This is a genomic window from Halorubrum sp. PV6, from assembly GCF_003990725.2.
Classification (GTDB): Archaea; Halobacteriota; Halobacteria; order Halobacteriales; family Haloferacaceae; genus Halorubrum.
In genome coordinates this window covers 148,225-174,050 of sequence record NZ_CP030065.1, presented here as the reverse complement: position 1 = coordinate 174,050, position 25,826 = coordinate 148,225, and the positions used below count along the sequence as shown (strand labels likewise).

The following is a 25,826-nucleotide window of genomic DNA, read 5'->3' as shown; positions in this document are numbered from 1 at the left end:
ATATGCACCCTGCTGTACCCCACATCCCGATCTCGCTGATGTCTACACCCCACCTCCACACGACTGATCATAATGTTGCCTCGCAGATCTCGATCTACTGCGGCGAGGAAGAACGGCTCCTTGACCGTGCTGACCGCACAGCGACGCCGACAGAACTCGTGTTGGCACCGACGGAACTCCACCGACGGAACTTGCAACGGCGACTGCGCGAGCGTGCACGGCCACAGAACGCGTTTGACTTCGTCGACCCGGAGACGGTCGCCGAAGAACTGCTTGCCGCCACAGATCCGATCCCGACGAGCCTCGATCGCGTCGACCGGCTTGCGCTGTTGCAGTCGCTCCCGGCGGAAAAATTGGACCAGCCTTCGGGACTCCGAACACTACTCTCCACACAGCACGACATCGGCCCCCAACAACTCGAACAGATCCGCTCAGAGATCGAGTCGATGACGAACTTCCATCCGGATCGGATTGCGGCGCTACGCGATGTCACTGGCGAGTTTGCACCCCCGATCGCGGCCGAGGCGACCACACTGGTTGATGGTGGCCTCGCCGTCGAGACGTGGTTGCGCAACCAGACTGACAAAGTGGTCTCGAAGACGGCATTCCTCAGACGGGCGACGCGCCGCCTCAACACGGATGGCGAGGTGTGGACCGATTGCTATCCCGCTATCGAGCGGATCTCGTTTGTCGGTGTGAGTAACATTCCAGCACCAGATGTTGACTTCCTGCACAGTCTCTGTACGGCAACGACAGCAGATATCGAACTCCACCTCCGGCCCGGAACCGGTGAGTACCTCACAACGCGCCTGCCGGATCTCCTGTCTATTGAGCGTCCCGGACAGGAGGTGAACCTGTGACCCACGCCCAGCGCACAGCACTCGCTGGTGAGCTGCCGGCACCCTTATGTCCCGTTGTCGAACTTGCTGCACCGACGCGTCGTGAGGAAGCGCGCGCCGTGATGGCGACGCTCCGCGAAATACGCGATCGTGGCGTGGACATCCGTGATATCGTCGTCGTGGCTCGCGATCTTGATCCGTACGAACAGCCGCTGACCCGGGCAGCGATCCAGTATGGGGTGACGCCGGTGTTTTGGACACAGTTGCGTGTGACCCGAACCGAACCATACGCGCTGATAACGGCGCTTTGTACGCTCTTTGGCGCCGGCGACGTCGCTGCTGCAACGCTGTTGGAACCATTGGCGCAGCGGTGGACACCACTCACGGATACAGCCGGGTGGCCACTCGAACAGTCGACGATCCACTCGCTTCTCGAGGCCCTTCCCCCCGGGCGTCGATCGATCGCCGAGTGGGCCGAGACGGTACAGACACACGCCACCGACGAGCGACTCACAACGTATTGTGACTGGCTACAGTCCCATGCCGAGCCCGAACCAACACCCGACACCGTCGGAGCCGCTCTGACACCGGCGATCGACGCCTACCGGGAGACGGGCGTGCCCGCCCGCCAGCGGGCGGACGCACCGGCGCTCATGGCGACGGAGACGGCCGCGCGAGCAACGGTCAGGGTCACACGGCTCGTCGAGCAAGTGACGCACAAATACGACGAGTGGCTTGCTGATGGGACTGTCTCCCGATCGTGGGAAACGGTCCGGGAGCTGTGTGAGCTGCTGGCGACACAACGCCCGGGCCGCCGTGAACACTCGAACGCCCGCGCTATCGACATCATGGAGGCAAACGACGTGTGGGCGCTATCTGTCCCATTCGTTATCGCGGTCGGCACGACGGCAGCCGAGTGGCCGGCCCAGACTGACAGCGTCGTTCCCACAGAGCTACAGGAAGCCGTGCTCTCCGGGGCCGGCGGGACGGACATTGTTGCGCCGCGCAGTGCGTGGGGAGATGGCCGCGATCGCGATCACTTCGCCGACGCGATGCGTGCCGCCGAGCGCGGTGTGATCGTGACGCGGTACACACAGACCGCCGACGGCGACGACATCCACCCCTCGCCGTTTCTTGCGTCACTAGACATGGAGACCGTCTCCGGGCAGGCCCGCACCCAACTGGTGAGCACGACACCACAGCTTCCCCCAGAGATTGCCGCGCTCCTCCCGCCGAGTGGGGAGTCTGACACAGCACCCAGCGAGACAGCTCATGAGTAACAACAACGATCCACGCACGCTTCGGAACGCACAGGCAACGATCAGGGACCGCTTCGTCGACGCCGAGTCGGGGCTGTTCGCGATGAACTGTGTCGCCGGCGCTGGCAAATCGATGACGGTCCAGCGAATTGCGGCGGAAACCATCATTCGGCGGTACGCCAGCGGCGATCGGACACCCGTCCAGAGCGTGGCCGTCATGTCGTTCAACACCGACGAGGCGGCCGCAATCGGACCGGCGGTCTGTGAGCACATTCGGGAGATCGTCACCCACGAGTTGATACCCGAAGCGGCGTCACTCACCGAGACAGATGTCGCGTATCTTGTGACGCGGGTCCGGCACGCGCCGTTTATCGGCACTGTCGACAGCGTGTTGCGTGATGTCTTCGACGAGTTAGCCACCGATCTCGGGTTCGAGGAGACGCCAACAGTTGGGAATGAGGCGTTGCTGGAAACGGTGCACAAAGCGTGTTACGACGCCGTCGCGAGCGATCCGTCCCACGCGGATGCGATCGCCGAGCTGGAAGCGGCATATCTGGATGATGGCTGGTCAGCCACTCCCGAGGAGATGCTTGCTGATGCCGTTCAGTACTGTCGCGATCAGCGGCTCTCGACAGCAGCGTTCGAACGCAAACTGCACACCACACAGGGGGCGGTGTACCCTGAGGGACGCACCACCAGCCGTGCGGATATCGTGGCGACGATCGCGGATGTCGTCGACGCCGACGCCGCAGCCGACACCGACGAAACCCTCTCAGCAGCGGAGTGGGACGACCTTGTAGCTGCTGACCAGCGGCTCTACGACGCGTGGGAGAAGACGCTGACGGCGTTTAGTGAGGTCCTCGAGGCATATCGCGAGCAGTACCGAGCCCTGATCCGCGAGTATGGTGTGGTCTCTCACACCGATGTCGCCTTCTTTATCACCAGTGTGTTCAAGCGTGACTGGCCAGTCGATGGCGACGGGCCGACCACCGACCAGCACACAGCCCTTCGTCAGCGGTACCACGCGCGCCTCGACAGCGTGATCATCGACGAAGCACAGGATATCTCCACCATCCAACACGCGGCGCTATCCCAGCTTGTCGCCCCCTCAATGCGCGTCCTCGCGTGCGGAGATGCACTCCAAAGCATCTACGGCTGGCGACACGCCGACCCGTCGCTGTTCACGAGCGCCTGTCGCAATGGACAGTATCTCGGGATCGACTGGGACACCCATGCGACGGTGACGGCCGCGACGACCTACCGGGGGACCCCAGACATCGCCACCGGCATCAACACGATCATGCGGCCCGTCTTTGAGGACCCGGCGCGGGGTGGACTCAGCGACTTCGAGGCGACGTACCCCGGCCTCGACGCATCTCGGGATCCAACCGTCGACCCGAGCATCCACATCGCCGCGTTCACCGGTGGGACAGCACCCGACACGGCACAGTGGGTCAACCCCGACGGGCGTGCTGGCGAGGCGAACATCCTTGCGACATACCTCACACAGGGACTCGCTGATGGGACGTTGACTGACGAGACCGGGTCGCCACAGTCGATAACCGTCGTTTTTCGGAAGCGAACGCGGATGGATGCGTACAAAGACGCGTTCGAGGCCGCGGGCTTGACCGTGCAAAACGCGAGTTCGCGGCTTTTTGCGTGTCCCGTGGTCAAGGCGGTGCTTGCTGTCTGTGACTGGCTCACTGCGCCAACCGATCGGGCCCAGACACGCGCGTTGTTGACGGATTCGCCGTTCGACTTTGCGCCGTTTCACGACCGGTTCGAGCGGGCTGGGTACGACCTCGACGCCATCTGTGCAGCCGACGACCTCGACGCCGACACGCGGGACGTTCTCTGTGGCCTGCGCGATCTTCGCGATCAGCTGGGGCGGTTTCACCGCGTTCCTGCATCGGTGTATCTCGAAGACATCATCGAGCAGCTTGGACTTCGAGCTGACCCGGGCGACCAGTTCACCGAGCTGCCGACAGCACAACGGGTGGCCGCGCTCGACGCGCTCACGAACACTGTCGAAGAGTGGGAAACTGACAGTCAGTATCCACCGAGCGACCTCGGTGACCTGCTTGCGCCGTTTCGGGCAGCCCCGCGCAAGGGACCAGATATCCCGAGTGTGACCGACGATGCCGACGTCGTCTTCAGTACGGTCCACCGGCTCAAAGGGGATCAAGACGACGTGATTGTGCTTGCAACGCCGGGGTTCAAGCTTTGGGACACAGGCCCGTTCTCCCAGCGGTTCATCACGCAGGGTGACGTTGCGGCGTTGGCCCCGCCGACAAACGTCGAGACAGCACCCGATATCGCACTGCCACCATTCGATGGGGGCCTCTACACGCCAAGCGGTGGCGGTCGAGAGAGACAAGGCGTCGCATCACGCGATGTCGGGTTGCGATGGGCGAGCGAGCACTGGCTCGACGACGCTGCCGGTGGGCCCCCGCACCTGCTTGGGCCCGAGCATCTCCAGTCTGTGGCGGCCAATATGCGAGGGGAAGCATGGCGATTACTGTATGTGGCGCTCTCTCGGGCGCGTGACCATCTCGTCATCCCGCTTCCGAAGAGACTGCCCGGCACAGCCCAGCCGCGTGACCGCTGGCTCGATACGCTGGATGAGACACTCGGGTTTTCGCCCGGACGGACAGCCACGTACGCGATCGACGAGCCGTCCAGTGCCGGCGAGCTCACGATCGGGGTGAATGACGTCGACGGCGGTGCGACGCGCGTGACGCCCGACACGCCGCGATCGCTGACGAGTGCCGTCCCGCCTCGGCGCGACCAGTTGGCGTCGTGGGTCCCACGTTTTCTCGACCCGAGTTCGGCCTATCCGCTGACTGAAGATGTCGACGGGACCGTGGGTGCCCACCTTCTCGACGAGGCCATTCACACCGACACTGAGGCGGTGGCCGACAGCCTCCCAATCATGTTCGAGACACTTGGACCAGAGGCAGTCGGAACCTGCCTCCACGAGGCAGTACTCACCCTTATCGAGATGGACGTGCCAGACACCGAGATCGATGCGTGGAGCAAGCCGGTCCAAAGCGCGCTTCAGCACGCGATGGAACAGATAACGCCGCAGTCGATCGAGATGCTGCCAGATACTGAACGTGGTGGCCTCGTCAGCTTCTTCCACAACTCGGTCGTGTCGGCCTTCCTCGCGTCCGACCTGTGGGCCCAGATCCAAGCAGCAGAAGCTGTCTATGTCGACCACGATTTGAGTGGACTCGTGACTGCTGGAGAGGTTGAGGTTGAAGTCCATGGTGAGGCCGATATCCTCATCGATATGGGTGGTGGGGAGTGGCAGCTGGCCGATCTCAAAATTGCGCTGACTGACGATGTCGACGCAACGAAACCGCGGTACGAACTCCAGATCGCCGCCTACGAACACATCCTCCGCCAAGAGCTTGGCCCGGCAGCGACAATTCACACCAGTGTCGAGACGTTCGGGTGTGTCCGAAAGTCAGTGCATGGACAGTTTCCGCCAGCGGTTCTTGCACGCCGGATTCGGACCCTCATTTGGACCGCTTGAACTCAAAGCGTGCCCCGCCATCGGTTCCGTCTGTCACCGAAACCGTCCAGCCGTGTGCCTTCGCAATATCGGCCACGATGGAGAGCCCGAACCCAGTTCCTCCGTCACTGGACGTGACGCCATGCTCGAACACTTCATCCTGCTTCTCGTGGGGAATCCCGGTGCCGGTATCCTCAACGTAGAATCCATCGTCTCCGTTTAGCCCACCCACAGTTACCGTGACATCAGCCCCGCCGTGCTCGACTGCGTTCCGGAAGAGATTCTCGAAGAGTTGGGTCAACCGCCCTGTATCCCCGGTGACTGTCGGAATTCCATCTACAAGTGTAAGCGTTGCCTCCCCGGTGTCGACGTATCCCCACGCTTCCGTCGTAATACTCTTGAGGTCGATCTCTTCTGTATCCTCGACCGTCGTTTCCCCACGTGCCAGCGTCAGGAGGTCCTCGATGAGCCGTTCAATTCGGTCGTGTGTGGATTCTACTTTTTCAAAGTGCTCTGCCTTCCCGGTCTCCGCTGCGATATCGAGGAATCCCTTTGCGACGGAGAGGGGGTTCCGAAGGTCGTGGGCAACGACGCTCGCGAACTGGTCAAGTCGCTCATTCTGTCGATGTAATTCTTCCTCTCTGCTCGCCCGTGCGAGTGCTGCCTCGACAGTCGCACCAAGAATCCGGAACAGGTCGATGTCCGTCTCAGAATAGACCTGCGTGGAAACTGACCCCGTCAATATGACCCCATACTCGCCCAGTGGAACGAGAACCTCGCTCCGAATCTCTGTGTTTGGATTGTAGGGTTGCCCCTCAGCCTGGACATCATCATATACTTGAGTTTCTCCGGACTCAAACGCGTTCCACGCAAGGCTGTCTCCAGGAGTTAATCGGGGAGACTCGCTAAACAGGTCTCGTGCTGCGGCCGTTTCCGTGATCGGAACGAGCGCGTTCTCTCGCTCGTTGTATTCCCAGATTCCGGTGATATCGAGGTCGAGTATCTCGGCCGCGGCATCGACAGCAATTGCCCCGATCTCGTCGCTCGATTCAGCGCCGCTAAGCGATTGTGCGGTGTCCTGAAGCGAGCGGAGGCGAGCTTCCAGCCGCTTCTGTTCGGTGATGTCCTCCAAGACAGCGAGGATGCTCGTAGTCTCTCCGTCAGGGCTTGTAACCGGCGCGACCGACAAGAGAAGGTCCAGTTCGTCTCCGCCTTTCGTCTCTCGCCGTATCTCTTTCGCCCGAATCCGCTCGCCATTCAAGGCGCGCTGCTTGTGTGAGGCAAACTCTTCTTGCTGCTCGTCCGGCACGATCGGGTTGAATTCACCAACTACTTCATCTCGCGACCAGCCGAACATATTCTCGGCCTCGTCGTTCCAGCGGATGACGCTGCCATCGGTGCTGATCTCCATGACTGTGAGTGGCGTGGCCTCAATGAGTGACTCCAGCCGCTGATTCGTCGCCTTGAGTTCACGCTCTCGCTTGACCTGCTCGGTGACGTTTCGAGCGATGCCCACGACTCGAACGGTCTTGCCATCGACGACGACCGGTGCGAGGCTGGTCTCCCAGAATCGAGCATCGTCGCCGGCGTCGAGTTTCTCGCGATACGAGATTGGTGTGCCTTGTTCGACGCAGCGAGTGTAATTGCTCTCGAGTTCAGCACCCTCCTCCTCGCCGAACACCTCTCGGGGTGTCTTGCCGCGGACTTCTTCAGTCGAAAGTCCGGTCTGTGTCTCGTATCCGGGGCTAACTCGGGCAAACTCAAACGACGGGTTCTCACCAGAAGTATCCGCGTCGAGTAAAAATATTGCGTCCCCGGACGTTTTGAGCAACGCCTCGTATTCCTCCGCAAGTTCTCGGTGCTGTCGACGTTCCGCTTCTCGCTCCGTGATATCCTGAAAAACGCCCCGAAGTGCTGTATCACCATGCTTTGTGTTCTCAACGTATCCCCCCCACGCCCGGACGTCACGCACATCGCCGTTGGGCCGAACGATACGGAGGTCGAGGTCGTACGGTTCTCCGTCTTCGATTGCTTGGTCGACCGCTGCGGTAATCGTCTCTCTGTCGTCGGAGTGGTAGAACTCGATCGCGTCGTCGAGAGTTGGTTCGTAGTCCTCGTCGACACCGTGGATCTGGCGGACCCCGCCAGACCAACTAAGTTTGCCGCTCAATGGGATGAATTCCCAGATGCCGATATCCGCGATGTCCTGAACGCGGTTGAAGAGGAACTCCTGACGTTCGAGTTCGGTACGGTCACGACGACGCGAGAGTTCGGTACTCACGAGTTGTGCTACTAGTTCGACAAACGTTTGTTCAAGTGCTCCGAACGGCGCGACTCGCGTCGTCGGACTCGAGAAATTGACTGTCCCGTAACGCGTGTCATCAACGACGAGTGGCACGCCAATGTACGATTCTAACTCGAAGTCACGGTAGGCAGGATGCGTCTCTTTCCCGTCGCTAACGGCGTCAGCGAACGAACAGACCGAATCCGTGCCGACGACTTCCGCACAGTACGTCGATTCGAGATTAAACTGATCGCCAGCTTCGATATCGGCTTCCGGTGCGTGGGCTGCTTCGACCGTGTAGTCGCTGCCTTGGATCCGCGAGACTATACCGATTTCGAGTCCGAGCGTCTTACAACCAACTTCAAGAAGATTCTGGAGGCGCGACTTGGCCGAGACATCGCTTTCTGCCATGACCGCTTGAAGCTCCTGGAGTGCGTCCCGCTCTCGTTCCAGTTGCCGCTTTACCTCGCTTTGTTCGGTCACGTCTCGAGCAACAACGAGCACCTGTTTGCCATTTTGACTCTGGAACGGAGTTATCCGGACGTCGAATGTCCGCTCGCTGGTCCCGACCACGACATCGAGTTGGAGGTCTGAATCGTACAACCCGGTGGACCCACCATCGCTCTCGATCTCGTCGAGCGTCGATTCGACTACTTGAGCAAATCGCGTTACACCGGAATCACTAACACGGTCACCAACAACCGTTTCGAACTGTTTTCCCGTGAGCTGAGCCGATTGATCTCCTGCGAGTAACCGCTTTGTAGCCGTATTCGCGAACTCGACGCGTTCCGTTTCGTCGAGGATAAACACGATGTCGTGGATGTTCTCCAGAATCGCATCACTGCGCTCTAGATCCAGTTTCCGCTCTCGCTCAGCAGTAACCTCACGTGAAAAGACGGTCAAGCCGCCGTCATCTGGGAATGCTCGCACTTCGACCCAGTAGCCAAACGGCTCTCCCAGGTGCTGTTCGAATGATACTGGTCTACCAGTCTCCATCGCCGTTCGATATTTACTTTCAAGTTCCGTCCCAACAATTGACGGAAACTCCTCCCAGATGATTTCTCCGACGACCGCGTCCGAGTTACAGCCGACTCGATCAGCCATTTTCTCGTTCATATACTCGATGCGCCAATCGCTATCGACGGCGTAAATCGCGTCAGTTGCGCGTTCAAGTGTCCGCCGAAAGCGGTCAAACATCTGTTCGGCGACTTCCTCTTTACGAGCCGCCTCGGTCAGGGTCTGTATGCGGCGGCCAAGCAACTTGAAATTGTTCTGCTCGGCATGGATCGGAATATAATCAGAGACGCCAACTTTCGTGGCTTCGCTTGCGATTTGCTCATTGCCTCTACCAGTAAACAAGATGCTCGGCAGTTCGTCTCGTTCGGCTCGTAACTGCTCCAAGAGATCAATTCCAGTTCCATCTGGTAGTGAATAGGAGGTGACCACACAATCGATAGAAGAAATGGCTAGTTCTTTGAGAGCAGCCTCCGCAGTGTCGACAGCTGTAAACTCAAAAACTGATGAAATATTCAGGAGTTTGGTTTGAACCATCTCGGCAAAGTCAGCATCGTCATTTACATACAGCACGTGAATAGACTCGGATACCTGATTATCTATATGACGCATTATCTAATATAAATAGAGTGTTCTAATCAATTGTTTGGACCAATTCTCGTTCGCGATATCTGAGTAAAGACAGCCGTGTTGGAACTATCTTTTTTCAATCGAAGCCAACACATTAGCTATCACCCACAGATTGTACAACGAGAGTGCGAACAGAAAGTAGAACAGTCGCACCGAGAACGTCGGCGACGACGTTTTCGGGAGGAAGTCACCGAGATGTCGATATAACGATTCGATCCACCAGCGGTGGTGGAGCGTCGCCGCGCATTCGTCTTTAGCTAAGACTGATAGTAATATTCAAACCTCAGAGTATAACTAGAGGCGTTGGGAAGAACAATTCCAGTCGGTGAGACGCTGTTCATCGTGAAATCAGGCGATCAGAAACGCTAAGATTGGTTTTTTCGGCGTTTTGTCGAGGTGTACGAGCGAAATTTGACCACAGATCACGGCTAGATAGTATTATCGCGAGTATTAGCTAAAGACGGATGCGCCGCGGCGTATGCTTTCGCTGTCGATGAGTCTACGTCGAAACTCGTTACGAACCAGACGTGCTCACGCGCTGTAGCGGTGATATCGACGTACTCATCACGATCGAATTGGAGCGTTTTCTCACCTGTATTTATGAATTCCTAATCAAAAACGATCCGAGAGAGGATCTCTTGGAAATCCTCTCTGGTATACTTTTTATACGGTTTCACGCCGAATTCGAGTTCTGGAAACAACCCGGTCGACGAAGCACAGGAAACCTGTTTCGCCTCAGCTATCTGGACCATCTGTCGACCAACACAGCCCAGGATGAGGAGCCTCAGTCAGGTTCGGCAACTACCGTCTATGTCTTGTTTAGAACCCGTACCGGTCGTGGGCCTCGTCTATTGTGAGCAGTTCGACAACGCGGACTTGCTCATCTGACTGATTTACCACGTACAGCGCGGTATGAGTTCTCCCGATATGCAATCGGTATACCTCCTCGCCGTCGACGATAACTTTCTCTCGGTCACCCGTGCCAGCACCCGGCTTTGGATACGGCTCCGAATCGAGCTTTTCGAGGTTTTCTCGTACGATCCGCTGGCTCTTTTCCTCGAGCGACTGGTAGTAGTTTTTGGCCTCCTCCGACAGCAGAATATTATAGCTCATCGAGCGGAGTCAGCTCCTCTTCGTCGGCCTCGCGCACCGATCGGACTCGATCGGCGAGCTGACTCCGGTTTTTTTCTTGGATAAGGTCTTTCAGCAGTTCGTCGTAGGTCTGCCCTGCGCCTTTGAGTTCGTTCAGTTCTTCCCATCGTTGTTCGGTTACTGGTATTCTTTTGGATGCGTTCGACATGATGACCGACTCAGAAGGCGATTAACCCGCTGAGCCGCGGACGTTTCGAGGCCCTGTGTGATCTCAGCCCCTTCCGCCTCTCATTCTGTGACCTATTCTCTGCGTTGTACATATTTACAACGCTTACAATATATGAGTTCCGGTGTGCTGGAGTCGCCGGGAACAACACTCCGAGAGCGGTGGGTGGTGACTACGCGCTCGCGGGTGTACCATTGGCGTCTCCGCTATTGGTGAGCGGGTAGTCGATGTGGACCTCGATGCGGTCGAACGGAACGACGGGTTGAATCGCACCGCTGGGCCCGCCCTCTTCGAGCGTGAGGATGCCCAGTACTTCCAGCTGCTTCAGGTCCGAGTGGACGTCGGACACGTCACGCTCGACGAGACGTGCTGCCTCGCGCATGCTCTCGGGCACCTCTTCTGCGATCGCCCGAATGAGCTCGAGGCGCAGCGGCGTGAGACTGTCGACGAAGTCGTCGTAGGTGCCGAACTGGAGCGTTGCCGTTCCATCCTGATCGTCGAGATTGTCGGCCTCGACATCTTGGACGAACTGGAGCGCGTCCTGACGGAGCTGTTCTCGGTTGTCGACGGTGATGTGGAGTGTGGTCATGGTCGGGGTATCGTGTGTCGGGTGGTGTTCGATCAGTGCGGCCGGGGTGGATCGCCGCTGACGGCGTCCCAGTACTCGTCCGCGCTCGCCCAGAACTCGACAAGCCGGTCCTCCATTCCGGGGAACTCGACGTCGTCGAGGTCACCGGCTGCGGTGTGGTGTTCGTGGCCATTCGTGTCTGGGGAAAGAGCGCAGGCGGCAACAGACTGTCGACGCGCAAACGGCCAGTGGTGCTTCTCGGAGTGGTCACAGACCGGCCACGGACGTACTACGACCATGAGCACGGGATCAACCGACATCGGAGAGCGGGATAGTTAACCAACAAAATTGCTCTCAAGGGTGAGACGTTGGTTAAGAACTCGACTCGACAGAAAAGTCAGGCAGCAAAATCCAGCTAGGTACGCGCTCGCATCTTCCGTGGGTACCGATTTGATATCTGCAATACATGTCGCGAAAACAGGAAGTCCCACGCTCAAGAAGCGAACCGCGTCAGCGATGAGCGGGTAAGGTGAGGTAGCTCACTCTTCTCTCGCACGACCGAAGAATGCGAGCGCTGCGCCAAGGAGTGTGACATTTTGAAGAAACGCTGTAAGTTCCCCATCGCGCTCCTCCTCGTCGACAGCCCAGAAGTCATGCATCAGTGGTGTCACACCAATCAAAAACGCAGCCACAGCACTCACGGAAAGTTTTGGAGCCTTCCAGACGCTGATTCCCAGACCGCCGCCGAGAAGAAGACCACTTCCTGCCGGCACAAGCGTCTCTGCCTCAGGCACTCCCTTGGCATCGGCGTATGCAATCCGCCCATCGAGGTTCGTGAGATTTCGCACAGCAAGCGCTACAAGGCCAGCCCCAAACAGTAAACGGCCGAAGAAAGCCGGTTTCTCTGTGCTTTCGGTGTCTGTTTCAGACATTACTAGTTAATAAAGTGAGCGGCAATTTAATACTTTGTAAGCGCGAGTCTTCCCTCAGAGAGCAACCGGAGAAAGCGAGGAAAGTAGGATATCTAACATTACTCGAACAACATAAACGAATACGGTCGTTAGAAACCGTAATGATTGGGTATCCGGGACTGAACCGGACGCTTCGCGACCGCGACTCTCCGGTGCGGTGTACGCGCGGTATGCAGAGACAGACGTTCGAAGAGCGCGGACTGTCGTACGTCTCGACGCTCGCGCAACAGAACCTCTGTGATTTGTACGAGTTGCTCGCGTGGAATCACGAGCACGACATTCAGGCCTACCGCTGTACGTCGTCACTGATCCCGTGGAACTCGCAGTTTGAGCTCTCCGAACTACCTGAGTACGAGGAGGTCCGCCGTCTCGCGCGTCGCTGCGGGGAGCTCATTGAGGAGGCGGGCATGCGACTCACGTTTCACCCCGACTACTGGTGTAAGCCGGCAAGCGACTCGCCGGACACCCGTGATCGCGCTCGGGCGGCTTTGGAGTACCACGCCGACTGGTTCGACCTACTGGGGCTCCCGGTCACGCCGTACTACGGGATCACGGTTCACATCGGTGCGACGTACGGCGACATCGAGGCGACCGCCGAGCGCTTCTGCGCGTTCGCCGATAGCTTATCGGACGCCGCACGGGCGCGGCTGACCGTCGAGAACGACGATAAAGCAAGCCTGTGGAGCGTTCCGGAACTCGTGGAACTGGTCAGCGAGCCGACCGGCGTCCCGGTAGTATTCGACTACCACCATCACTCGTTCGCCGACCGGGGCTACACGTACCGCGAGGCGTTCGAACTCGCGGCGGAGACGTGGGGAGACGTCCGGCCGATGACGCACTACTCTGAGCCGGCGCGTCTGCGCGATCCGACCGCACGTCCGCAGGCGCACGCCGAGTTCGTCGCGGATCTGCCGACGTGGCTGGCGGCGAACAGCGACGTCATGATCGAAGCCGGCGGCAAGGAACGAGCCGTATTTCGACTCCGTGACGACGCGTCAGACGGCCGTGCCGCAGACGAGGCGTCAGGAAGTCTCGTCGTTTAACAGTCTGTGCAGCGTTGCGATCGCCTCGCCGCTCCAATCTGAACAGTCCGTCGTACGGCGGTGGATACGGCGGCACAGCGTTTCTGGTGGTGCGCCGCTCACGGAGACGATCGGTCGTGTTCGCTGTTCCCACGAGACCGTCCATGGGGCGTCCGGCTCAATCCGAAGATACGTCACGGTGTCATTCCCGCTATCGATATCCGCGAGCGAGCGATCTCGACGTCCGGCTACGGCCGTGTCGTCGACAACCACTGACGCCGTCGGCGACACCGCGTTGAGCACACGGACCGCTTCGACGAACTGCGACCGGCTACCGGCTTTCCACGTCAGCGTCTGGTGGGTCGCAAACGTTTCGATGTGGATCACCGGATCGACAGGAATCGTCCGCGAGTAGTCGTCCGACGTGTTGTCAGGCATACGTACTTGCTCGCTACACCGGTGAGGGCGTCTCGCTTGCGGCGTGAGGCGCGCCGGTCGGTTCAGCCGTCGAACTCGGGCATCCGTCCGCCGTCGACGGCGACGTTTTGCCCGCTGATGTAGTCGGCCGCGTCGCTCAGGAAGAACTGAAGCGGAGCAGCAACATCCTCGAACGACGCAGGACGCCCACGCGGGAACGCGTCGACGCCTGCCTCTGTATTTGAGACCGCGAACGGAGAGACGGCGTTGACAGTGACGCCGTCGTTGCGCGTGTCCGTTGCCAGCATGCGCGTGAACATGAGGACGCCAGTCTTCGCGACGAAGTACGGGAAGTTCACCGGGTGAGCGTGCATCCGGTTGCTGTCGGCAAACCCGATGTTGACGATCCGCCCCCATTCTTGATCACGCATCGCGGGAACGGCTCGACGAGAGCACAGTACAGTGCCATAGAATGTTGTTTCGATGACGTTCTGCCACGACTCCCAGTCAATCTCACTCCAGTGACGTGCGTCGAAGTCCCCAACATTGTTAACGAGTATGTCCACTGGCCCAAGCTCTGACTCAATCGTCTCGAACAGTTCATCCACGGACGCCGGATCGGTGATATCGCCTTGAGCGGTGATCGCAACCCCACCACGGTCGCGGACCTCGTCGGCCGTGGCGGCCGCCGCCGCGTCGCTTTCGTTGTAGTGCACGGCGACATCCGCGCCGCATTCGGCGATTGACAGCAGCAGTTCGCGACCGACCCGTTTCGCACTGCCGGTCACAAGGGCTGTTCGTCCACTCAAATCCGGGAGTGAATCCATGGAATTTGTTAGTGGTGAATCGTGGTAAACATTCCTGCGTCAACCACGACAACTCCCAATTGCGAGCGGATAATTCGACGAGATGAAGCCCCTTCCGAAGTCGCAGATCCTCCGGTTTACTGGATATCCAGTCGCGCTTCGACCGGTGCCTCCGTCAGCTACTCGGATACGGCGTTGAGGGTATTAACCACTTGCTCAACGGCCTCGGTTACGCTCCCTTCGTTCTCAACGAACTGGATCGGTGCGTTCCGCTCACGGGCGTACTCAAGCGCCGCCGTCCGGTTGAGGTCCTGTTCGAATTCGATCTCTCGCTCGGTTGCTTGCGGTGTGTCACGGCCGCTGTTGCCCCTGCGCTCAACGATCGTGTCGGGTGCCGCTTCGACGAGGACAAACGTCGCTGGAGCGACATCACGGAGGACGCCCTCTGGCAGTCCGTGAATGTAACCAGCGTCCGTTTTGACGGCAAGATGCGTCGAGAGAATGACGTCACTGGTCTCGGCTTGGTCGGCGACGTATTCGGCCGCTCGGCGCTGCAGTCGCTGCGTCTGTCGGTGTGACAGTGTTGACAACTCGTCTCGGTCTACGGTGATGTTATGTGTCATCGCCTGTTCGAGCATCACGTCCCCGAAATTGAGCAACAGGTAATCGTCGTCAAGCTGCCGACGAACCTGTTGACAGATGCTCGAGAGCCCGACGCCAGTGACGCCGGACATGAGTGTGACCGTCATTAGAACTGCACCTCCTCCATGTCTTCGGGGTCGGTGAACCCGCCGCGGTCGTCGTAATACTTCCGGCCGATAAAGCCGTCACTGACGAACGTCATTAGTGAGCCGTATAAGCTGTCGGGCGAGTTGAAATCCTCAGTTTCACAGCGGGAGAGGACCTCTTCGATGGTCTCATTCTGTCCAGTCGGGGCTTCGAGGTCGGTCTCGCCGACCCGCTCAATAACGGTCTCGCGTGACACGGGGAACTCGAACTCTCGTGCGAACAGATCACGCGTTTCTGGGAGTCGCATACAGATATGTTACCGCTCAACATACATGAACTATTGGAGTGTTTCCACGGAGTGAACCATCTCGGTGACATCCCCCTCGCGGTAAACGGCGGGATCCCCGTGTTGAAGAAAATAGCTAATTCCCACAGTTCTACATTACAACGTTTACTTTTATACATCCAGTCAGTATTGTGCGTATGGGTACAAACCATACAACAAAGTCAGACAGTATGTTTCAGTGGCCGTCGGAACCGATCGGGTATCTGGCAGTTCTTTTCGCCCTCATCACGGGACTCATCCATCTTGTGGCGACAACACGAGCGATTGAAATGAGCGTTGTGCTGGCGGTCCTCTTCGTGCTTAACGGACTAGGGTTCCTCGGCGGAGCAGCACTGTATTTCACCCGGTTTTGGCGACGCTCACTTTTCCTTGCGGCTGCAGCATACTCCTTGGTGACGATTCTTGCGTTATTCCCGTTCCGAGGGTGGGGGATTGAAGCATTCTACATGAACGGGGCAATTAATCCAATTGTCACTATCACGAAGATTGCGGAAGCGTTCCTTGCGATCGTGTCGGTTTACCTGTATAGCAGGACGAGCGACTAAGCGCTTCGTCGGTTCGAATTTGCTCTGCGGTTCATGCCGTAGGGCTCTGTTGAAATCCTCTTCTTCAGATAGGTTCTTGTCTGGTACAACTGGTCACTGAAAGGTGCGTATCGAGCATCAATGGTCTGTGTGAGACGCTAGGTCTCCCGAAGCGTTTTGGGTCTCGGTGAAGTACCGGGAGGTATGGCACGAGCTGATTCTGGGAATTCGGACCCTCCTGAACGGGAAATCCGCTTAGTGAAGAACCCGGATGGCCAGTGGACGGCTCGTGATCTCCGTGTCGGCGTGACTGCTCAAGGTAAAAGCCGGGACGTAGCACTTGACAATCTTGATGCCGTCATTGAGGCGGTAGAAGGCGATGGCGGGCGGCCTCCAACCGACGAGGAGATACGTGACCTCGGTGTTGATCCTGAAGTCGCTCAATCACAGAGCGATGAGCTTCCCGATGTCTTACAGTAGCAATGGTGACGCGGGACTTTTCGGGTGAAGACGTGTACAAAGTGCTGGTGAACGTTGGTGGGTTTCAGCACGTCCGTACCACAGGGGATCACCTGATTCTTCGATGGGACCCACCAGAAAGCCATGAGAACACGGATGCGCGTACGGTGACTGTTCCGGTCCACGACTCAATCAGCATCGGAACGCTCCATGATATTGCTGACGACGCCGGTGCGGAGAATTTCGAAGCGTTCTGCGAGTGGATCGACGAGAATCGGTGACGACCGATATAGGTTTCTGAGTCACCTGTACTGGGCAATTGGGGGTGTGAAACTATCAACCGCTGAGGATTTCAACAAAGCCTGCCGTAGGTATTCTCTCCGCTTCAGCACTAATTGGTGACATCCTCTCCGCCCTGAAGGGCGAAGATTCCTACGGCCCCGCACCGCTGGTTTGGGGTGTTCATCAACTACCGCTGAGAGGTACGAACAGCACATGCAGTATGTCAGCAAAACAAATATTTGAGAAACCCGCAAACAGCCTGTTAATCTGCTGAAAAGTCTCTATCTATCTTTATTGTCAGTTGGAAGTAATTTATAGTTGGCACCCAGGAAGCAACAGCGTGTTTTCTTGTGGTGTCCCCAACAGAATGTCAAAGAAAAAACCAGAACGGACGAGTTCCGGTAGACAATCTACCGGAACCGGTAGCAGTTTTCGTCCATCAGTCAAACTGTGGCATCGCATACGAAAGGCCTGTATTTTTCTCCAGCTCGATATTGTGGGCATGGGAATCGCGGGAACACTTGTCACGATGGTGATCCTGTCACTCGAGCCATCCTTAGCACCCGTCGTCGTTGGATTGGTCGCTTACGGTGTCTACGTCGGTGACAGAATTAGCGATGTGCGATACGACCCACAAGCGACGTCCGAGCGAAGTGCGTTTATCGGGCGACACAGGCGTCTGCTTTCGATCACGTCTGCTGGAGCATACGGACTTGCAATTACTCTCTCGGCGCTTGGTGGCCCACTCGCGCTTGCGGTCACCCTCGTGCCAGGCGTAACGTGGATCTTGTATGTAGCGGATCTGTCTGAACGATCGCTTGTGCCGCTCAAGCGCCTGAAGACTATCTTTGTGCTTAATTCTACGCTTGTGGCACTAGCGTGGGCGACGGCAATGGTACTCCTGCCAATTGTGTTTGCTGACGCCGCGATCACGCCACTTGCGATTGTGTTGGCGATTTACTTCTTCGCCGACATTTTTGTCAACACTGAAATTCCGAACGTCCGCGACATCGAAGATGACGCGCAAAATAATGTCTCAACATTTCCGACTGTCGTCGGCGTCAAACGGACGCGGCATCTATTGTATGTCATCAACATGCTCTCAATTCTCGTCGTCGTTGGAGCGTTTCTTAGCGGATTCCTCCCAGCACTTTTTGCGTTAGTCCTTCTTGCTGGACGAGTGCTGGCGGTTTTCCTTAATAGTCGAATTGGGCGTAGTGATGACTACCGTCGCCTAGAGTTGCTCGGTGAGATGAACTACGTGTTCGTGGCGTGCGGACTGTTCATCGCTATCTTCGGGTAACCCACGGCGCTCTCTTTTTTTATTAACAGTTTGTAGGCGCTAAGTCCCCTTCCTCAAGGAGCGACCAAAGGGAGCGAGTAGGGAGGGGATACAGCGCCGTCATCACCTGTTCATTCCTCCGATACAGACGGCCCGCAGGCCAACGCGCCGAAGCATTTACCTATATGTCTCGCATATAAATTAGCATGGCATCATTCACAGTTGAGGGTCAAGAAGCTCTCGACCGGGAGGTGAAGCCCTTCGGAAGCGGTGGTGCTCATATTACCATCCCGAAGCGGTGGCTCGGGGCAGACGTGAAAGTAGTCCGCACCTCTGAGCCTGCCGAACCAGAGGAGTAACGCAACATGGACTTCGCCTACAGGTTCCGACTCAACCCCACACCCAGCCAGCAGGAGCGGCTAGCGTGGACGTTGGATATCTGTCGGCAAGTCCGTAATCACTTTCTCCACCGCATGAACCGTGTGGAGAACCCGACGTACACCCCTGAACAGAACCGTCTCCCCGACCTCAAAGAATGGTGGACCGAGCTTCAGGATGTCAACTCGAAAGTCCTTCAGATGGTCGTCCGACGGCTCTACACCGACCGCTCTAATCTCAGGAAAAAGAAAGAGAAGGGGCACACGGTCGGGCAACTAAAATGGAAGGGCAAAGGGTACTACCACTCTTTCGAGTATAACCAATCTGGCTTCGAACTCAAGAAAACGAGTGGTCAAGATCGGTTGTACCTCAACAAGATCGGCGACGTGCCCATTGTTGCCCATCGCGATCTTCCAACCGACGCCGAGGTGAAAGGTGTCGTCGTCAAACGTGAGCCGACCAGCAACTGGTACGCCTCGCTCCAGCTGGAAACACCCGACAATCCACCTGAGAAACCCGACGAGTTGACAAAGACAGTCGGAATCGACGTAGGCATACTCAACTACGCAAGCGACACCGACGGCACGGCTGTCGGGTCGCTCAACGTTTCAGACGATCGCAAACGGTTGGAACGCGCCCAGCGTGATCTCTCGCGGAAGGACCACGGGTCAAACAACTGGGAAGAACAGCGAAAGACTGTCGCTCGGCGTCATGCCGATCTGAAACGGAAACGTCGCGATTTTCTCCACAAGCTGTCGAACTACTACGCGAGTGAGTACGACCTCGTGGCTGTGGAAGACCTCAACACGAAAGGGTTAGTCGAACTCCCGGGTAACTCACGCAACCGTGCGGGGGCGGCGTGGGGTACGTTCCTGCGAATGCTGGAGTACAAGTGTGAACGTGAAGGCACGTTCTTCGTATCGGTAGAACCAGCAGGGACAACCAAAGAATGCGCTGCCTGCGGTGTCAAGACGGACAAGCCGTTGTGGGTCCGGGAACACTCCTGTCCCTCGTGTGGCTTCACCGCCGATAGGGACTGGAACGCGGCATGGAATATTCTTTCTCGCGGAATCAAGCAGTTAGGAGAGGGACGCTCCGAAACAACGCCTGCGGAGACTGCGCTCCCTACGGGGACCGATTCGGTCCCTGCAAAGCGCGTCGTGGAAACAGGAAGCCCCGACCTCAAGGAACGAGCCGCGCCAGCGGCGAGTGAGTAGGTCGGGGTAGTTCACTCGCAGAAAATTAAATTTCTCAGACATAAAGTTCGTATACATAGATGTCCTTGTAAGATTGTGTCGAATACTACCTTTCTGCTGTTTGTGCTACACATCTCTGTCGTTCTTGGCTCAGCTTCGGCTATTTTAGCGTGGAGGGAGGGACACACTCCAGGGGCAAGACCTCTCGTACTGCTGCTTGCTGGGCAGGTATTCTGGTCGCTTATGCTCGTCTTTCGACTCCGAGCACCCGCTGTGGAAGCGAAGCTATTCTGGATGCACATGATGTGGATCGGCGTCGTTGCAATCCCACTCGGGTGGATGTTGTTTGCGTTATCATACACTGGTCGCGATCGCTTTTTGAACTGGAGATATGTGTCGGTGTTCGCAGTCGTCCCGGTGGTGACCGTGATTTTGGCCATTCTCGGGCCGGCTCAAGATCTTCTCCAAATCAGTATTGTACAAACCCCAGATCTCAGCGTCGTCCAGAACAACAACGGGGGCATCTGGTATTGGGTCGTCGCCGCTTATACGTATTTACTGGGTGGCGTGGGCAGCGCTCTGTTGATCGGGTTGGCTCTGAACCAGATGACTGCGTTTCGGAATCAGGCATATACACTGATTGGAGCATTGCTTATCCCTTGGGTGATAAACTTTTGCTACCTCACAAGCGTTCTCAAAACCCCTATTGATCCGACACCAATCGCATTTTCAGCTTCTGGCGTCATCTACTTGATCTCTATTCGACGGTACAGTTTGCTGCGAACGAACCCAGCACCGAACAATAGTGCCCAGAGACTCGTATTCGACGGTGCCCAAGAGGGCATAGTTGTTCTTGATCTGAATGATAACGTAATTAACGTCAACGAACCAGCATTAGAGATGCTCAATGTGCGAAGAGACGAACTGCTCGGGTCGTCTGCGCCCGAAGCGATCCCCAAGTATGGGGCGTTCCCAGATTCCGGGTCGTTTGAGGACTTTCTAACGATACGAACCGAGTCAGGCAAGAGGAATTTCAAGATCAAAACCGTCGAGATTACGACACAGGGAGGGCAAGTCACCGGGAGCATGGTGACGTTACAGGACGTGACTGAGTTCTTGCGGCAAGAACAGCGTCTGCAGGTCCTCAATCGCGTGCTTCGTCACAACATCAAGACAGAAACAAACCTGATACTTGGGTACAGCGAGGGCCTACCAACGGAAGCAGCAGATCGGGTAAAACAAAGCGCACTGCAAATCGATGAGTTGGGACAGAAGGGTCGTGAGGCGATCCAGCTTTTCAGTCGTGCTCGAGAAAAACCTGAAGTCAGGTCGATGCAGACAATCCTTGAGGAGCAACTGAGGGAGGTCAGATCACGCTTTCCGGACGTTACATTTGAGCTACAGTGTCCTGACCAGAATGTAGCCGTCGATGTGCTCGTTAGTCCGGTGCTTTCGAACGCTATCGAAAACGCTGCCGAACACAACAACAGTGACAGTCCACATGTTGAGATTGTTGCCAGCGTAGACGAGCAGATACAGATCGAAATCCGCGATAACGGGCCGGGGATACCCGAGCACGAACTATCGGTACTATCTGAAGGAACCGAATCTGTGCTCCACCATGGGAGTGGGCTCGGACTATGGATTATCAAATGGGGAACCGACCTCCTCGGCGGTCGTGTGAAGTTTAGCGAAACGGAAGCGACCGGGACTGTTGTCAGCATCTCACTCCCACGGAAGGAACCGTCAGGCTCTGTTGAACCCCTCAGATATTGATATTTGGCTCTGTTAAAATCCTCAGAGAATTACATATTTGCCGTGTAATTCTATAGGATGAAGTCACTCCCGAAGTCGCAGGTTCTCCGGTTTACCAAGAAGGCGATCCATCTGGCACGCCGGGCGGTCTCTCGGTACTCCTCGAAATTCTCAATAGATCGAGAGACACGGTTTCAAGGGGCTACTTTGTCGGAATGAACTTCGAAGACTCTGTCGTAACTCGTAGTGGAGACAACAGTGGCATGCCGGAGACGCGCGGTGTATCCCGTACGACTATTGAAATACCTCTCTGATCCGGTGGAATACTCGACACTCAATACACATTTTCATCGACCGGCTGTTTCACATGATATTATGTCTGAAGAATAGGGTTTCAACAGGGCCTCTATGTTCACGCGGAGGAGGATGTCAAACTCTGTATCTCGTATGCCGTTACGGACATATTGTGAAGAGATCCGTGTTCAACTGGGTCAATTCAGCAGGTTTCATGAACCGAGGGTCGTGGGGCGTCTGGCGACGGCCAGTACATCGTCATCAGCACCAGCTGCCGGCAGACGGATCGTTGCGACGGTCCCGTCTGCATCGTCTCGAGACGCGATCTGGAAGACCCCACCGTACCGTGTGACGACCCAGTTGACGAACCACATCCCCAGCCCCGATCCGTGTTCGAGCGGTGACTCCGTCCCTGACTCAACGACGGCACGCTCCATCTCATTGATCCCAGAGCCGTCGTCAGTGATCGTCACAGTGACTTCGTCGCCATCATCATGCGCCGCGAGCGTTACTGCCGTGTCATCCGTCGGATCATGAACTAACGCGTTTCGTACCACCTCTGAAAGTGCCGCGGCAACCTCACTCCCAGCAACCACATCACGTGATGTGTCGACAACTCCCTCAACAGTCGCGTCGGGATGCTCGTCGGCGAACTGTTGTTGGAGATCATCAAACGCGTCGCCAATATCGACCCGCTCGGGGTTGCGGTCCGCTTGTGCAGCTGCGTGGAGCTCCCGTGCGCGGTCTGCCAGCGAAATCACGTCCTCAGCCGCTGACACGACCACCTGTTCAGCATCTGTCGTGCCAGTCGTGCCGCCGAGTACGACGTTCATTTTATTCCGAAGGTTATGACGCAGTACACGGTTCATCACGTCTAACAGCTGTTCACGACGCTTTCGAGCCGTGATATCCTGTTGAAATCCGATGAACTGCACTGTCTCGCCAGCGGCGTTCTCAACGGGCGTCACCGTCACCTCGTTCCAGAACGCAACACCTGACGCCCGATAGTTCAGAATCTCAACTGACACCGACTCGGAAGCAGCGATCGCCTCTTGGAGCGCCGCGACCGACTCCGGGTCTGTCCCGGCACCTTGGAGGAACCGACAGTTCGTCCCGATCACCGCCTCACGGTCGTACCCGGTCAACTCACAGAATTTCTCGTTTACGTACGTCACCGGGAGATCGTCTTGTGTCGCATCTGCGATCACGATCCCAACCTCTGCGTCGTCCATCGCCCGGTTTTTCACCTCAAGCTCGCGGCGACGTTCTTTCCGCTCCGTCACGTCACGCGCCACCCCCTGGATTCCGGCTTCCCCGCCAATCCCGTTGTCGAACGGCTGCGCGTTGACCTCGAACACACGCGGTTCTCCGCCCGCCGTCTCAAGTGTTAGTTCGACGCCTTCGATCACCTCACCCCCTTGCACGCGCTGGTACAACTCAAGTGACTCCTCGACGTCTGTGCTCACGAACACCTCCAGGAACGAGGTGCCGACGAGCCCTGCCGGGTCGTACCCGAGCACCCGATCAACGGCAGATGACACGTAGGAGAACTCTGCGGATGAGTCGATACGAAAAATAATGTCCGTGCTCGCGTCGGCGATCCCCTCGAACCGTTGTTTTTCGGCCTCAAGCCGGCGATTCTGCTGAGCGAGCTCCACCTCATACGACTCCCGTTCCAACGCCTTCCCAATACGCTCAGCCAACAGTTCCACGAACAACTCCTCTAACTCGGTGAATGGGTCGGTGCGCCCGTCACGATCGGCGAAACACACCGTTCCATACAACTCGCCACCAACGGTGATCTTCGCGCCGATGTACGTTTCTAACCCGAATGTCTCTACAGCCACGTCGGCGATTTCACCGCTGGCGTCAGCGTCTTGCACGGATAACACTCCGTCCATCTCTACCGTCCGCTGACAGTACGCATCTTCAAGCGGACACTCCTCGCCCGGCTGGAGCAACGGGTGGTCACCGGTTGACTGAACAATTCGTTGTGTCCCGTCAGTAATGCGAGTGAGGAACCCAGTCGAAACCCCAAGATAATCCGTGCCGATCTGGAGTTCACTCACAATTTTTTCGGCGGGAGCGTTATCAATCGAAATCGACAGTCCCGTCTCTCCGTGAGGGTTCGGATTAAATTGAGACACGGTACTAATTCTACTAGCGGTTGGATGCGTATAAACCCGTTGCGGCGAGAAAATAGGTGTCTCAACCGGTTTACCAAATCAAGTTAAGAACGCTTCCTACGGTCTCCGTGACCTGTGTAAATATCTCGTAACAAAGCCGCCGTATCGGCTCTGTTGAAATCATGAGAAAGTGGGCTCTGTTGAACTCCTCAGAAGACGATATATTCTGGCTTGGTTCGTTTAAGAAGAATAACTTGTCAACATTGCCTAAAGAAGTTCTACGCATTTCTCCGGTAAAGCAGTCCTGAATGCAAATTTAATTTTGCTGATGGCGTATTAAATACAACCGAGGCATGACGTATCACGTACTGAGGATTCTAAAGAGGCCAGAGTCAGCGATCCCCTGACAGCATTCCGATTTGCACGTACCAAACGGTTATGTAGATCGCGATCCCATGATGAACTATGAGCCAAGGACGTGACGAGGCAGGACGGTTCGAAAAAACCGTCACTGAACAGGATATTCTCAAGATATTCGACTATGAGGACGATCCAGTTCTCACCGCTCCGGAGGTTGCAGATGGCCTGCGTCGGTTCGGGAAGCAGATCACACCTGAAGGAGTCAGAAATCGGCTTGAAGAGATGGCTGATAAGGGACTCGTGAGTCGGAAGAAACTCGGGGCACGGGCAGTTGGCTGGTGGGCTGAGGTCGCCCCCGAACTAGCCGACGAAACTGCCGAGTGTATCGAAACGCGTCGTGGATCGGACGATTGGTCGGAACTGTAACTCTACATGGCGACGGTTCTGTTGCATCCTGATGTGGAGAAAAAACTGGAGAATCTCCCGAACGATATCGAGGACCGGATCCGCTCAAAGCTCAAGGAAGCCGGAAAGAACCCAGACCGACACCTCAAACCGCTCAAAGGCCGTGATGAGTACTCTCTCCGCATTGGGAAGCGTAGAGCGATTATCTACTGGAACGATCAACAAGACGAACTGCGGGTATTAGAGATCGACACACGAGATACTGTCTATCAGTAGTAATCCAGTATCTAGTAATGAATCTCCGATTCTATTGAATAATTAGCAAGTGATATATTCTGACCCGTTTGTGGTCAATGCAGACTATACACTGACGGAACGTTTCGCTCAGATGCCGAGGCTATCTTTGATTGCCGAGTCGATTTTTGCCACATCTGATGACGGGACGGATCCGATGTTCTTCTTAACACGTCCGGCGATGTCGATAACCCGGATTTGACTTAGGTCTGCCACTGAATCGTGACTGAGGGCAGTATCCGAAGCCAGTACTTCCACCTCGAACGGGTACGTGTCTCCAGATGTGTACTGCGTTGTGAATGGAGCGATGATAGTTGTCGGTGAGTACTGATTCCCAACATCGTTCTGGATGACAACACAGGGCCGGCTCTTTCCTTGCTGCTCACTCCCTTTCGTGGGATTCAATTCAACGATAACAATGTCGCCACGGCGTACCTGCACAGTTGACTCCAGAATTCACTCGCTCCAGTCGGGTGCGTCACCGAGATGCCCAGTTGCTTCTGCGGATGCGTCTTCCATTTCTTCAGCCAACTCACGAGACCGCTCGGCTCTCTTTCGATATCCTTCAGCAAGCCGTTCCTCATCTCTCGGCGGTTTAATTATGATCTCGTCATTCACTTCGACGAATTCAACTTCGTCACCGCCTTCGATGCCACGACGGTCCCGAAGGTCCTTCGGAATCGTCACCTGCCCCCGATCTCCGACTTTCCGTTTGTGTTCGGTCATATCAGTTCATACTTTTTTCATACTA

The 25,826-nt window shown here is 56.7% G+C and carries 26 protein-coding genes and 2 pseudogenes; 14 read left to right on the top strand and 14 right to left on the bottom strand.

From position 1 onward, the window contains the following. Positions 1-2 precede the first annotated feature (2 nt). From DOS48_RS29495 to DOS48_RS28590, 3 genes are read left to right on the top strand one after another with little or no spacing between them, the layout of a single operon-like run. Positions 3-860: a hypothetical protein gene (locus DOS48_RS29495; protein ID WP_244629410.1), complete on the top strand. Its 858-nt coding sequence runs from the start codon at positions 3-5 to the stop codon at positions 858-860. Next, positions 857-2,119, top strand: coding sequence for a hypothetical protein (locus DOS48_RS28595; protein ID WP_244629409.1), 1,263 nt, complete (start codon positions 857-859; stop codon positions 2,117-2,119). Before DOS48_RS29495 ends, DOS48_RS28595 begins: the two co-directional genes overlap by 4 nt. Then, complete coding sequence (locus DOS48_RS28590; protein WP_168654421.1) at positions 2,112-5,636, top strand: UvrD-helicase domain-containing protein; 3,525 nt, start codon at positions 2,112-2,114, stop codon at positions 5,634-5,636. Before DOS48_RS28595 ends, DOS48_RS28590 begins: the two co-directional genes overlap by 8 nt. Here the strand turns inward: DOS48_RS28590 and DOS48_RS28585 are convergent. The 7 genes and pseudogenes from DOS48_RS28585 to DOS48_RS28550 form a co-directional block, all read right to left on the bottom strand. Beyond that, on the bottom strand, positions 5,620-9,525 hold the full coding sequence (locus tag DOS48_RS28585; protein WP_168654420.1) for a PAS domain-containing protein: 3,906 nt from the start codon (positions 9,523-9,525) through the stop codon (positions 5,620-5,622). The two genes, DOS48_RS28590 and DOS48_RS28585, sit on opposite strands and share 17 nt — an antisense overlap. A gap of 99 nt (positions 9,526-9,624) precedes the next feature. Then, positions 9,625-9,768 (bottom strand): annotated as a pseudogene (locus tag DOS48_RS29490) (transposase); the annotation flags it as partial. Positions 9,769-10,362: 594 nt separating this feature from the next. Beyond that, complete coding sequence (locus tag DOS48_RS28570) at positions 10,363-10,656, bottom strand: type II toxin-antitoxin system RelE/ParE family toxin (RefSeq protein WP_168654418.1); 294 nt, start codon at positions 10,654-10,656, stop codon at positions 10,363-10,365. Continuing rightward, the gene (locus DOS48_RS28565; protein WP_168654416.1) at positions 10,646-10,843 is read right to left on the bottom strand and encodes a hypothetical protein; all 198 of its coding nucleotides are present in this window, start codon (positions 10,841-10,843) and stop codon (positions 10,646-10,648) included. Before DOS48_RS28565 ends, DOS48_RS28570 begins: the two co-directional genes overlap by 11 nt. A 190-nt stretch (positions 10,844-11,033) precedes the next feature. Then, complete coding sequence (locus DOS48_RS28560; RefSeq protein ID WP_168654414.1) at positions 11,034-11,450, bottom strand: transcriptional regulator; 417 nt, start codon at positions 11,448-11,450, stop codon at positions 11,034-11,036. Between the two features lie 32 nt (positions 11,451-11,482). Continuing rightward, a complete protein-coding gene (locus tag DOS48_RS28555) occupies positions 11,483-11,749 on the bottom strand; it encodes a hypothetical protein (protein WP_168654282.1) in 267 nt (88 codons plus the stop codon). 219 nt (positions 11,750-11,968) lie between these two features. Continuing rightward, positions 11,969-12,361: a DoxX family protein gene (locus DOS48_RS28550; protein WP_168654412.1), complete on the bottom strand. Its 393-nt coding sequence runs from the start codon at positions 12,359-12,361 to the stop codon at positions 11,969-11,971. Positions 12,362-12,501: 140 nt separating this feature from the next. On the opposite strand from DOS48_RS28550, the gene uvsE reads away from it, so the two are divergent. Next, on the top strand, positions 12,502-13,443 hold the full coding sequence (uvsE, locus tag DOS48_RS28545) for a UV DNA damage repair endonuclease UvsE (RefSeq protein WP_168654410.1): 942 nt from the start codon (positions 12,502-12,504) through the stop codon (positions 13,441-13,443). Here the strand turns inward: uvsE and DOS48_RS28540 are convergent. From DOS48_RS28540 to DOS48_RS28525, 4 genes are all read right to left on the bottom strand, one after another. Further along, positions 13,423-13,860, bottom strand: coding sequence for a hypothetical protein (locus DOS48_RS28540; RefSeq protein WP_168654408.1), 438 nt, complete (start codon positions 13,858-13,860; stop codon positions 13,423-13,425). The two genes, uvsE and DOS48_RS28540, sit on opposite strands and share 21 nt — an antisense overlap. 62 nt (positions 13,861-13,922) lie before the next feature. After that, positions 13,923-14,666 carry an SDR family NAD(P)-dependent oxidoreductase gene (locus DOS48_RS28535; protein WP_168654407.1) on the bottom strand — a complete coding sequence of 248 codons (744 nt, stop codon included), beginning with the start codon at positions 14,664-14,666 and terminating at the stop codon, positions 13,923-13,925. Positions 14,667-14,824: 158 nt separating this feature from the next. Further along, a complete protein-coding gene (locus tag DOS48_RS28530) occupies positions 14,825-15,394 on the bottom strand; it encodes an adenylate kinase (protein WP_168654405.1) in 570 nt (189 codons plus the stop codon). Beyond that, positions 15,394-15,681, bottom strand: coding sequence for a hypothetical protein (locus DOS48_RS28525; protein WP_168654403.1), 288 nt, complete (start codon positions 15,679-15,681; stop codon positions 15,394-15,396). The genes DOS48_RS28530 and DOS48_RS28525 overlap by 1 nt, the downstream gene beginning before the upstream one ends. Positions 15,682-15,857: 176 nt before the next feature. Between DOS48_RS28525 and DOS48_RS28520 the strand changes: the two genes are divergently transcribed. The 8 genes and pseudogenes from DOS48_RS28520 to DOS48_RS28485 form a co-directional block, all read left to right on the top strand. Next, positions 15,858-16,265 (top strand): hypothetical protein, encoded by a 408-nt coding sequence (locus tag DOS48_RS28520; protein WP_244629408.1) that lies wholly within the window; start codon positions 15,858-15,860, stop codon positions 16,263-16,265. A gap of 183 nt (positions 16,266-16,448) precedes the next feature. Beyond that, positions 16,449-16,724, top strand: coding sequence for a HicB family protein (locus DOS48_RS28515; RefSeq protein WP_094520315.1), 276 nt, complete (start codon positions 16,449-16,451; stop codon positions 16,722-16,724). Positions 16,725-16,726: 2 nt separating this feature from the next. Next, positions 16,727-16,984, top strand: a complete 258-nt coding sequence (locus tag DOS48_RS28510) for a type II toxin-antitoxin system HicA family toxin (RefSeq protein WP_168654402.1) — start codon at positions 16,727-16,729, stop codon at positions 16,982-16,984. 503 nt (positions 16,985-17,487) lie between these two features. Continuing rightward, the gene (locus DOS48_RS28505) at positions 17,488-18,288 is read left to right on the top strand and encodes a UbiA family prenyltransferase (RefSeq protein ID WP_244629407.1); all 801 of its coding nucleotides are present in this window, start codon (positions 17,488-17,490) and stop codon (positions 18,286-18,288) included. Positions 18,289-18,473: 185 nt separating this feature from the next. Then, a complete protein-coding gene (locus DOS48_RS28500) occupies positions 18,474-18,626 on the top strand; it encodes a DUF2080 family transposase-associated protein (RefSeq protein ID WP_168654400.1) in 153 nt (50 codons plus the stop codon). 6 nt (positions 18,627-18,632) lie between these two features. Continuing rightward, positions 18,633-19,862, top strand: coding sequence for an RNA-guided endonuclease TnpB family protein (locus tag DOS48_RS28495; RefSeq protein ID WP_168654398.1), 1,230 nt, complete (start codon positions 18,633-18,635; stop codon positions 19,860-19,862). 75 nt (positions 19,863-19,937) lie between these two features. Next, a complete protein-coding gene (locus DOS48_RS28490; RefSeq protein WP_321169477.1) occupies positions 19,938-21,617 on the top strand; it encodes a histidine kinase N-terminal 7TM domain-containing protein in 1,680 nt (559 codons plus the stop codon). 57 nt (positions 21,618-21,674) lie between these two features. Continuing rightward, positions 21,675-21,806, top strand: a pseudogene (locus DOS48_RS28485) (IS5/IS1182 family transposase); the annotation flags it as partial. Between the two features lie 296 nt (positions 21,807-22,102). Here the strand turns inward: DOS48_RS28485 and DOS48_RS28480 are convergent. Beyond that, positions 22,103-23,959: a PAS domain S-box protein gene (locus DOS48_RS28480; RefSeq protein WP_168654396.1), complete on the bottom strand. Its 1,857-nt coding sequence runs from the start codon at positions 23,957-23,959 to the stop codon at positions 22,103-22,105. Between the two features lie 522 nt (positions 23,960-24,481). On the opposite strand from DOS48_RS28480, the gene DOS48_RS28475 reads away from it, so the two are divergent. Then, positions 24,482-24,802, top strand: a complete 321-nt coding sequence (locus DOS48_RS28475; protein ID WP_168654395.1) for a winged-helix domain-containing protein — start codon at positions 24,482-24,484, stop codon at positions 24,800-24,802. Between the two features lie 6 nt (positions 24,803-24,808). Continuing rightward, positions 24,809-25,057: a type II toxin-antitoxin system RelE/ParE family toxin gene (locus tag DOS48_RS28470; RefSeq protein WP_168654394.1), complete on the top strand. Its 249-nt coding sequence runs from the start codon at positions 24,809-24,811 to the stop codon at positions 25,055-25,057. A 108-nt stretch (positions 25,058-25,165) separates the two neighbouring features. Here the strand turns inward: DOS48_RS28470 and DOS48_RS28465 are convergent, their stop codons facing one another. Together DOS48_RS28465 and DOS48_RS28460 are read right to left on the bottom strand one after the other, a co-directional pair. Then, complete coding sequence (locus DOS48_RS28465; RefSeq protein WP_168654393.1) at positions 25,166-25,516, bottom strand: type II toxin-antitoxin system PemK/MazF family toxin; 351 nt, start codon at positions 25,514-25,516, stop codon at positions 25,166-25,168. Positions 25,517-25,531: 15 nt separating this feature from the next. Further along, entirely contained in the window at positions 25,532-25,801 is a 270-nt protein-coding gene (locus DOS48_RS28460; RefSeq protein WP_089309307.1) for an AbrB/MazE/SpoVT family DNA-binding domain-containing protein, read from the bottom strand. Positions 25,802-25,826: the final 25 nt, after the last annotated feature.

Bases quoted from the DNA above. Each gene is read 5' to 3' on its own strand.
- DOS48_RS28540 (WP_168654408.1), bottom strand. From the start codon at position 13,860: ATGCCTGACAACACGTCGGACGACTACTCGCGGACGATTCCTGTCGAT.
- DOS48_RS28470 (WP_168654394.1), top strand. From the start codon at position 24,809: ATGGCGACGGTTCTGTTGCATCCTGATGTGGAGAAAAAACTGGAGAAT.
- DOS48_RS28500 (WP_168654400.1), top strand. From the start codon at position 18,474: ATGGCATCATTCACAGTTGAGGGTCAAGAAGCTCTCGACCGGGAGGTG.
- DOS48_RS28590 (WP_168654421.1), top strand. From the start codon at position 2,112: ATGAGTAACAACAACGATCCACGCACGCTTCGGAACGCACAGGCAACG.
- DOS48_RS28535 (WP_168654407.1), bottom strand. From the start codon at position 14,666: ATGGATTCACTCCCGGATTTGAGTGGACGAACAGCCCTTGTGACCGGC.
- DOS48_RS29495 (WP_244629410.1), top strand. From the start codon at position 3: ATGCACCCTGCTGTACCCCACATCCCGATCTCGCTGATGTCTACACCC.
- DOS48_RS28525 (WP_168654403.1), bottom strand. From the start codon at position 15,681: ATGCGACTCCCAGAAACGCGTGATCTGTTCGCACGAGAGTTCGAGTTC.
- DOS48_RS28505 (WP_244629407.1), top strand. From the start codon at position 17,488: ATGGGAATCGCGGGAACACTTGTCACGATGGTGATCCTGTCACTCGAG.
- uvsE (WP_168654410.1), top strand. From the start codon at position 12,502: ATGATTGGGTATCCGGGACTGAACCGGACGCTTCGCGACCGCGACTCT.
- DOS48_RS28560 (WP_168654414.1), bottom strand. From the start codon at position 11,450: ATGACCACACTCCACATCACCGTCGACAACCGAGAACAGCTCCGTCAG.
- DOS48_RS28565 (WP_168654416.1), bottom strand. From the start codon at position 10,843: ATGTCGAACGCATCCAAAAGAATACCAGTAACCGAACAACGATGGGAA.
- DOS48_RS28570 (WP_168654418.1), bottom strand. From the start codon at position 10,656: ATGAGCTATAATATTCTGCTGTCGGAGGAGGCCAAAAACTACTACCAG.
- DOS48_RS28530 (WP_168654405.1), bottom strand. From the start codon at position 15,394: ATGACGGTCACACTCATGTCCGGCGTCACTGGCGTCGGGCTCTCGAGC.
- DOS48_RS28475 (WP_168654395.1), top strand. From the start codon at position 24,482: ATGAGCCAAGGACGTGACGAGGCAGGACGGTTCGAAAAAACCGTCACT.
- DOS48_RS28585 (WP_168654420.1), bottom strand. From the start codon at position 9,525: ATGCGTCATATAGATAATCAGGTATCCGAGTCTATTCACGTGCTGTAT.
- DOS48_RS28510 (WP_168654402.1), top strand. From the start codon at position 16,727: ATGGTGACGCGGGACTTTTCGGGTGAAGACGTGTACAAAGTGCTGGTG.
- DOS48_RS28520 (WP_244629408.1), top strand. From the start codon at position 15,858: ATGGGTACAAACCATACAACAAAGTCAGACAGTATGTTTCAGTGGCCG.
- DOS48_RS28495 (WP_168654398.1), top strand. From the start codon at position 18,633: ATGGACTTCGCCTACAGGTTCCGACTCAACCCCACACCCAGCCAGCAG.
- DOS48_RS28550 (WP_168654412.1), bottom strand. From the start codon at position 12,361: ATGTCTGAAACAGACACCGAAAGCACAGAGAAACCGGCTTTCTTCGGC.
- DOS48_RS28555 (WP_168654282.1), bottom strand. From the start codon at position 11,749: ATGTCGGTTGATCCCGTGCTCATGGTCGTAGTACGTCCGTGGCCGGTC.
- DOS48_RS28515 (WP_094520315.1), top strand. From the start codon at position 16,449: ATGGCACGAGCTGATTCTGGGAATTCGGACCCTCCTGAACGGGAAATC.
- DOS48_RS28460 (WP_089309307.1), bottom strand. From the start codon at position 25,801: ATGACCGAACACAAACGGAAAGTCGGAGATCGGGGGCAGGTGACGATT.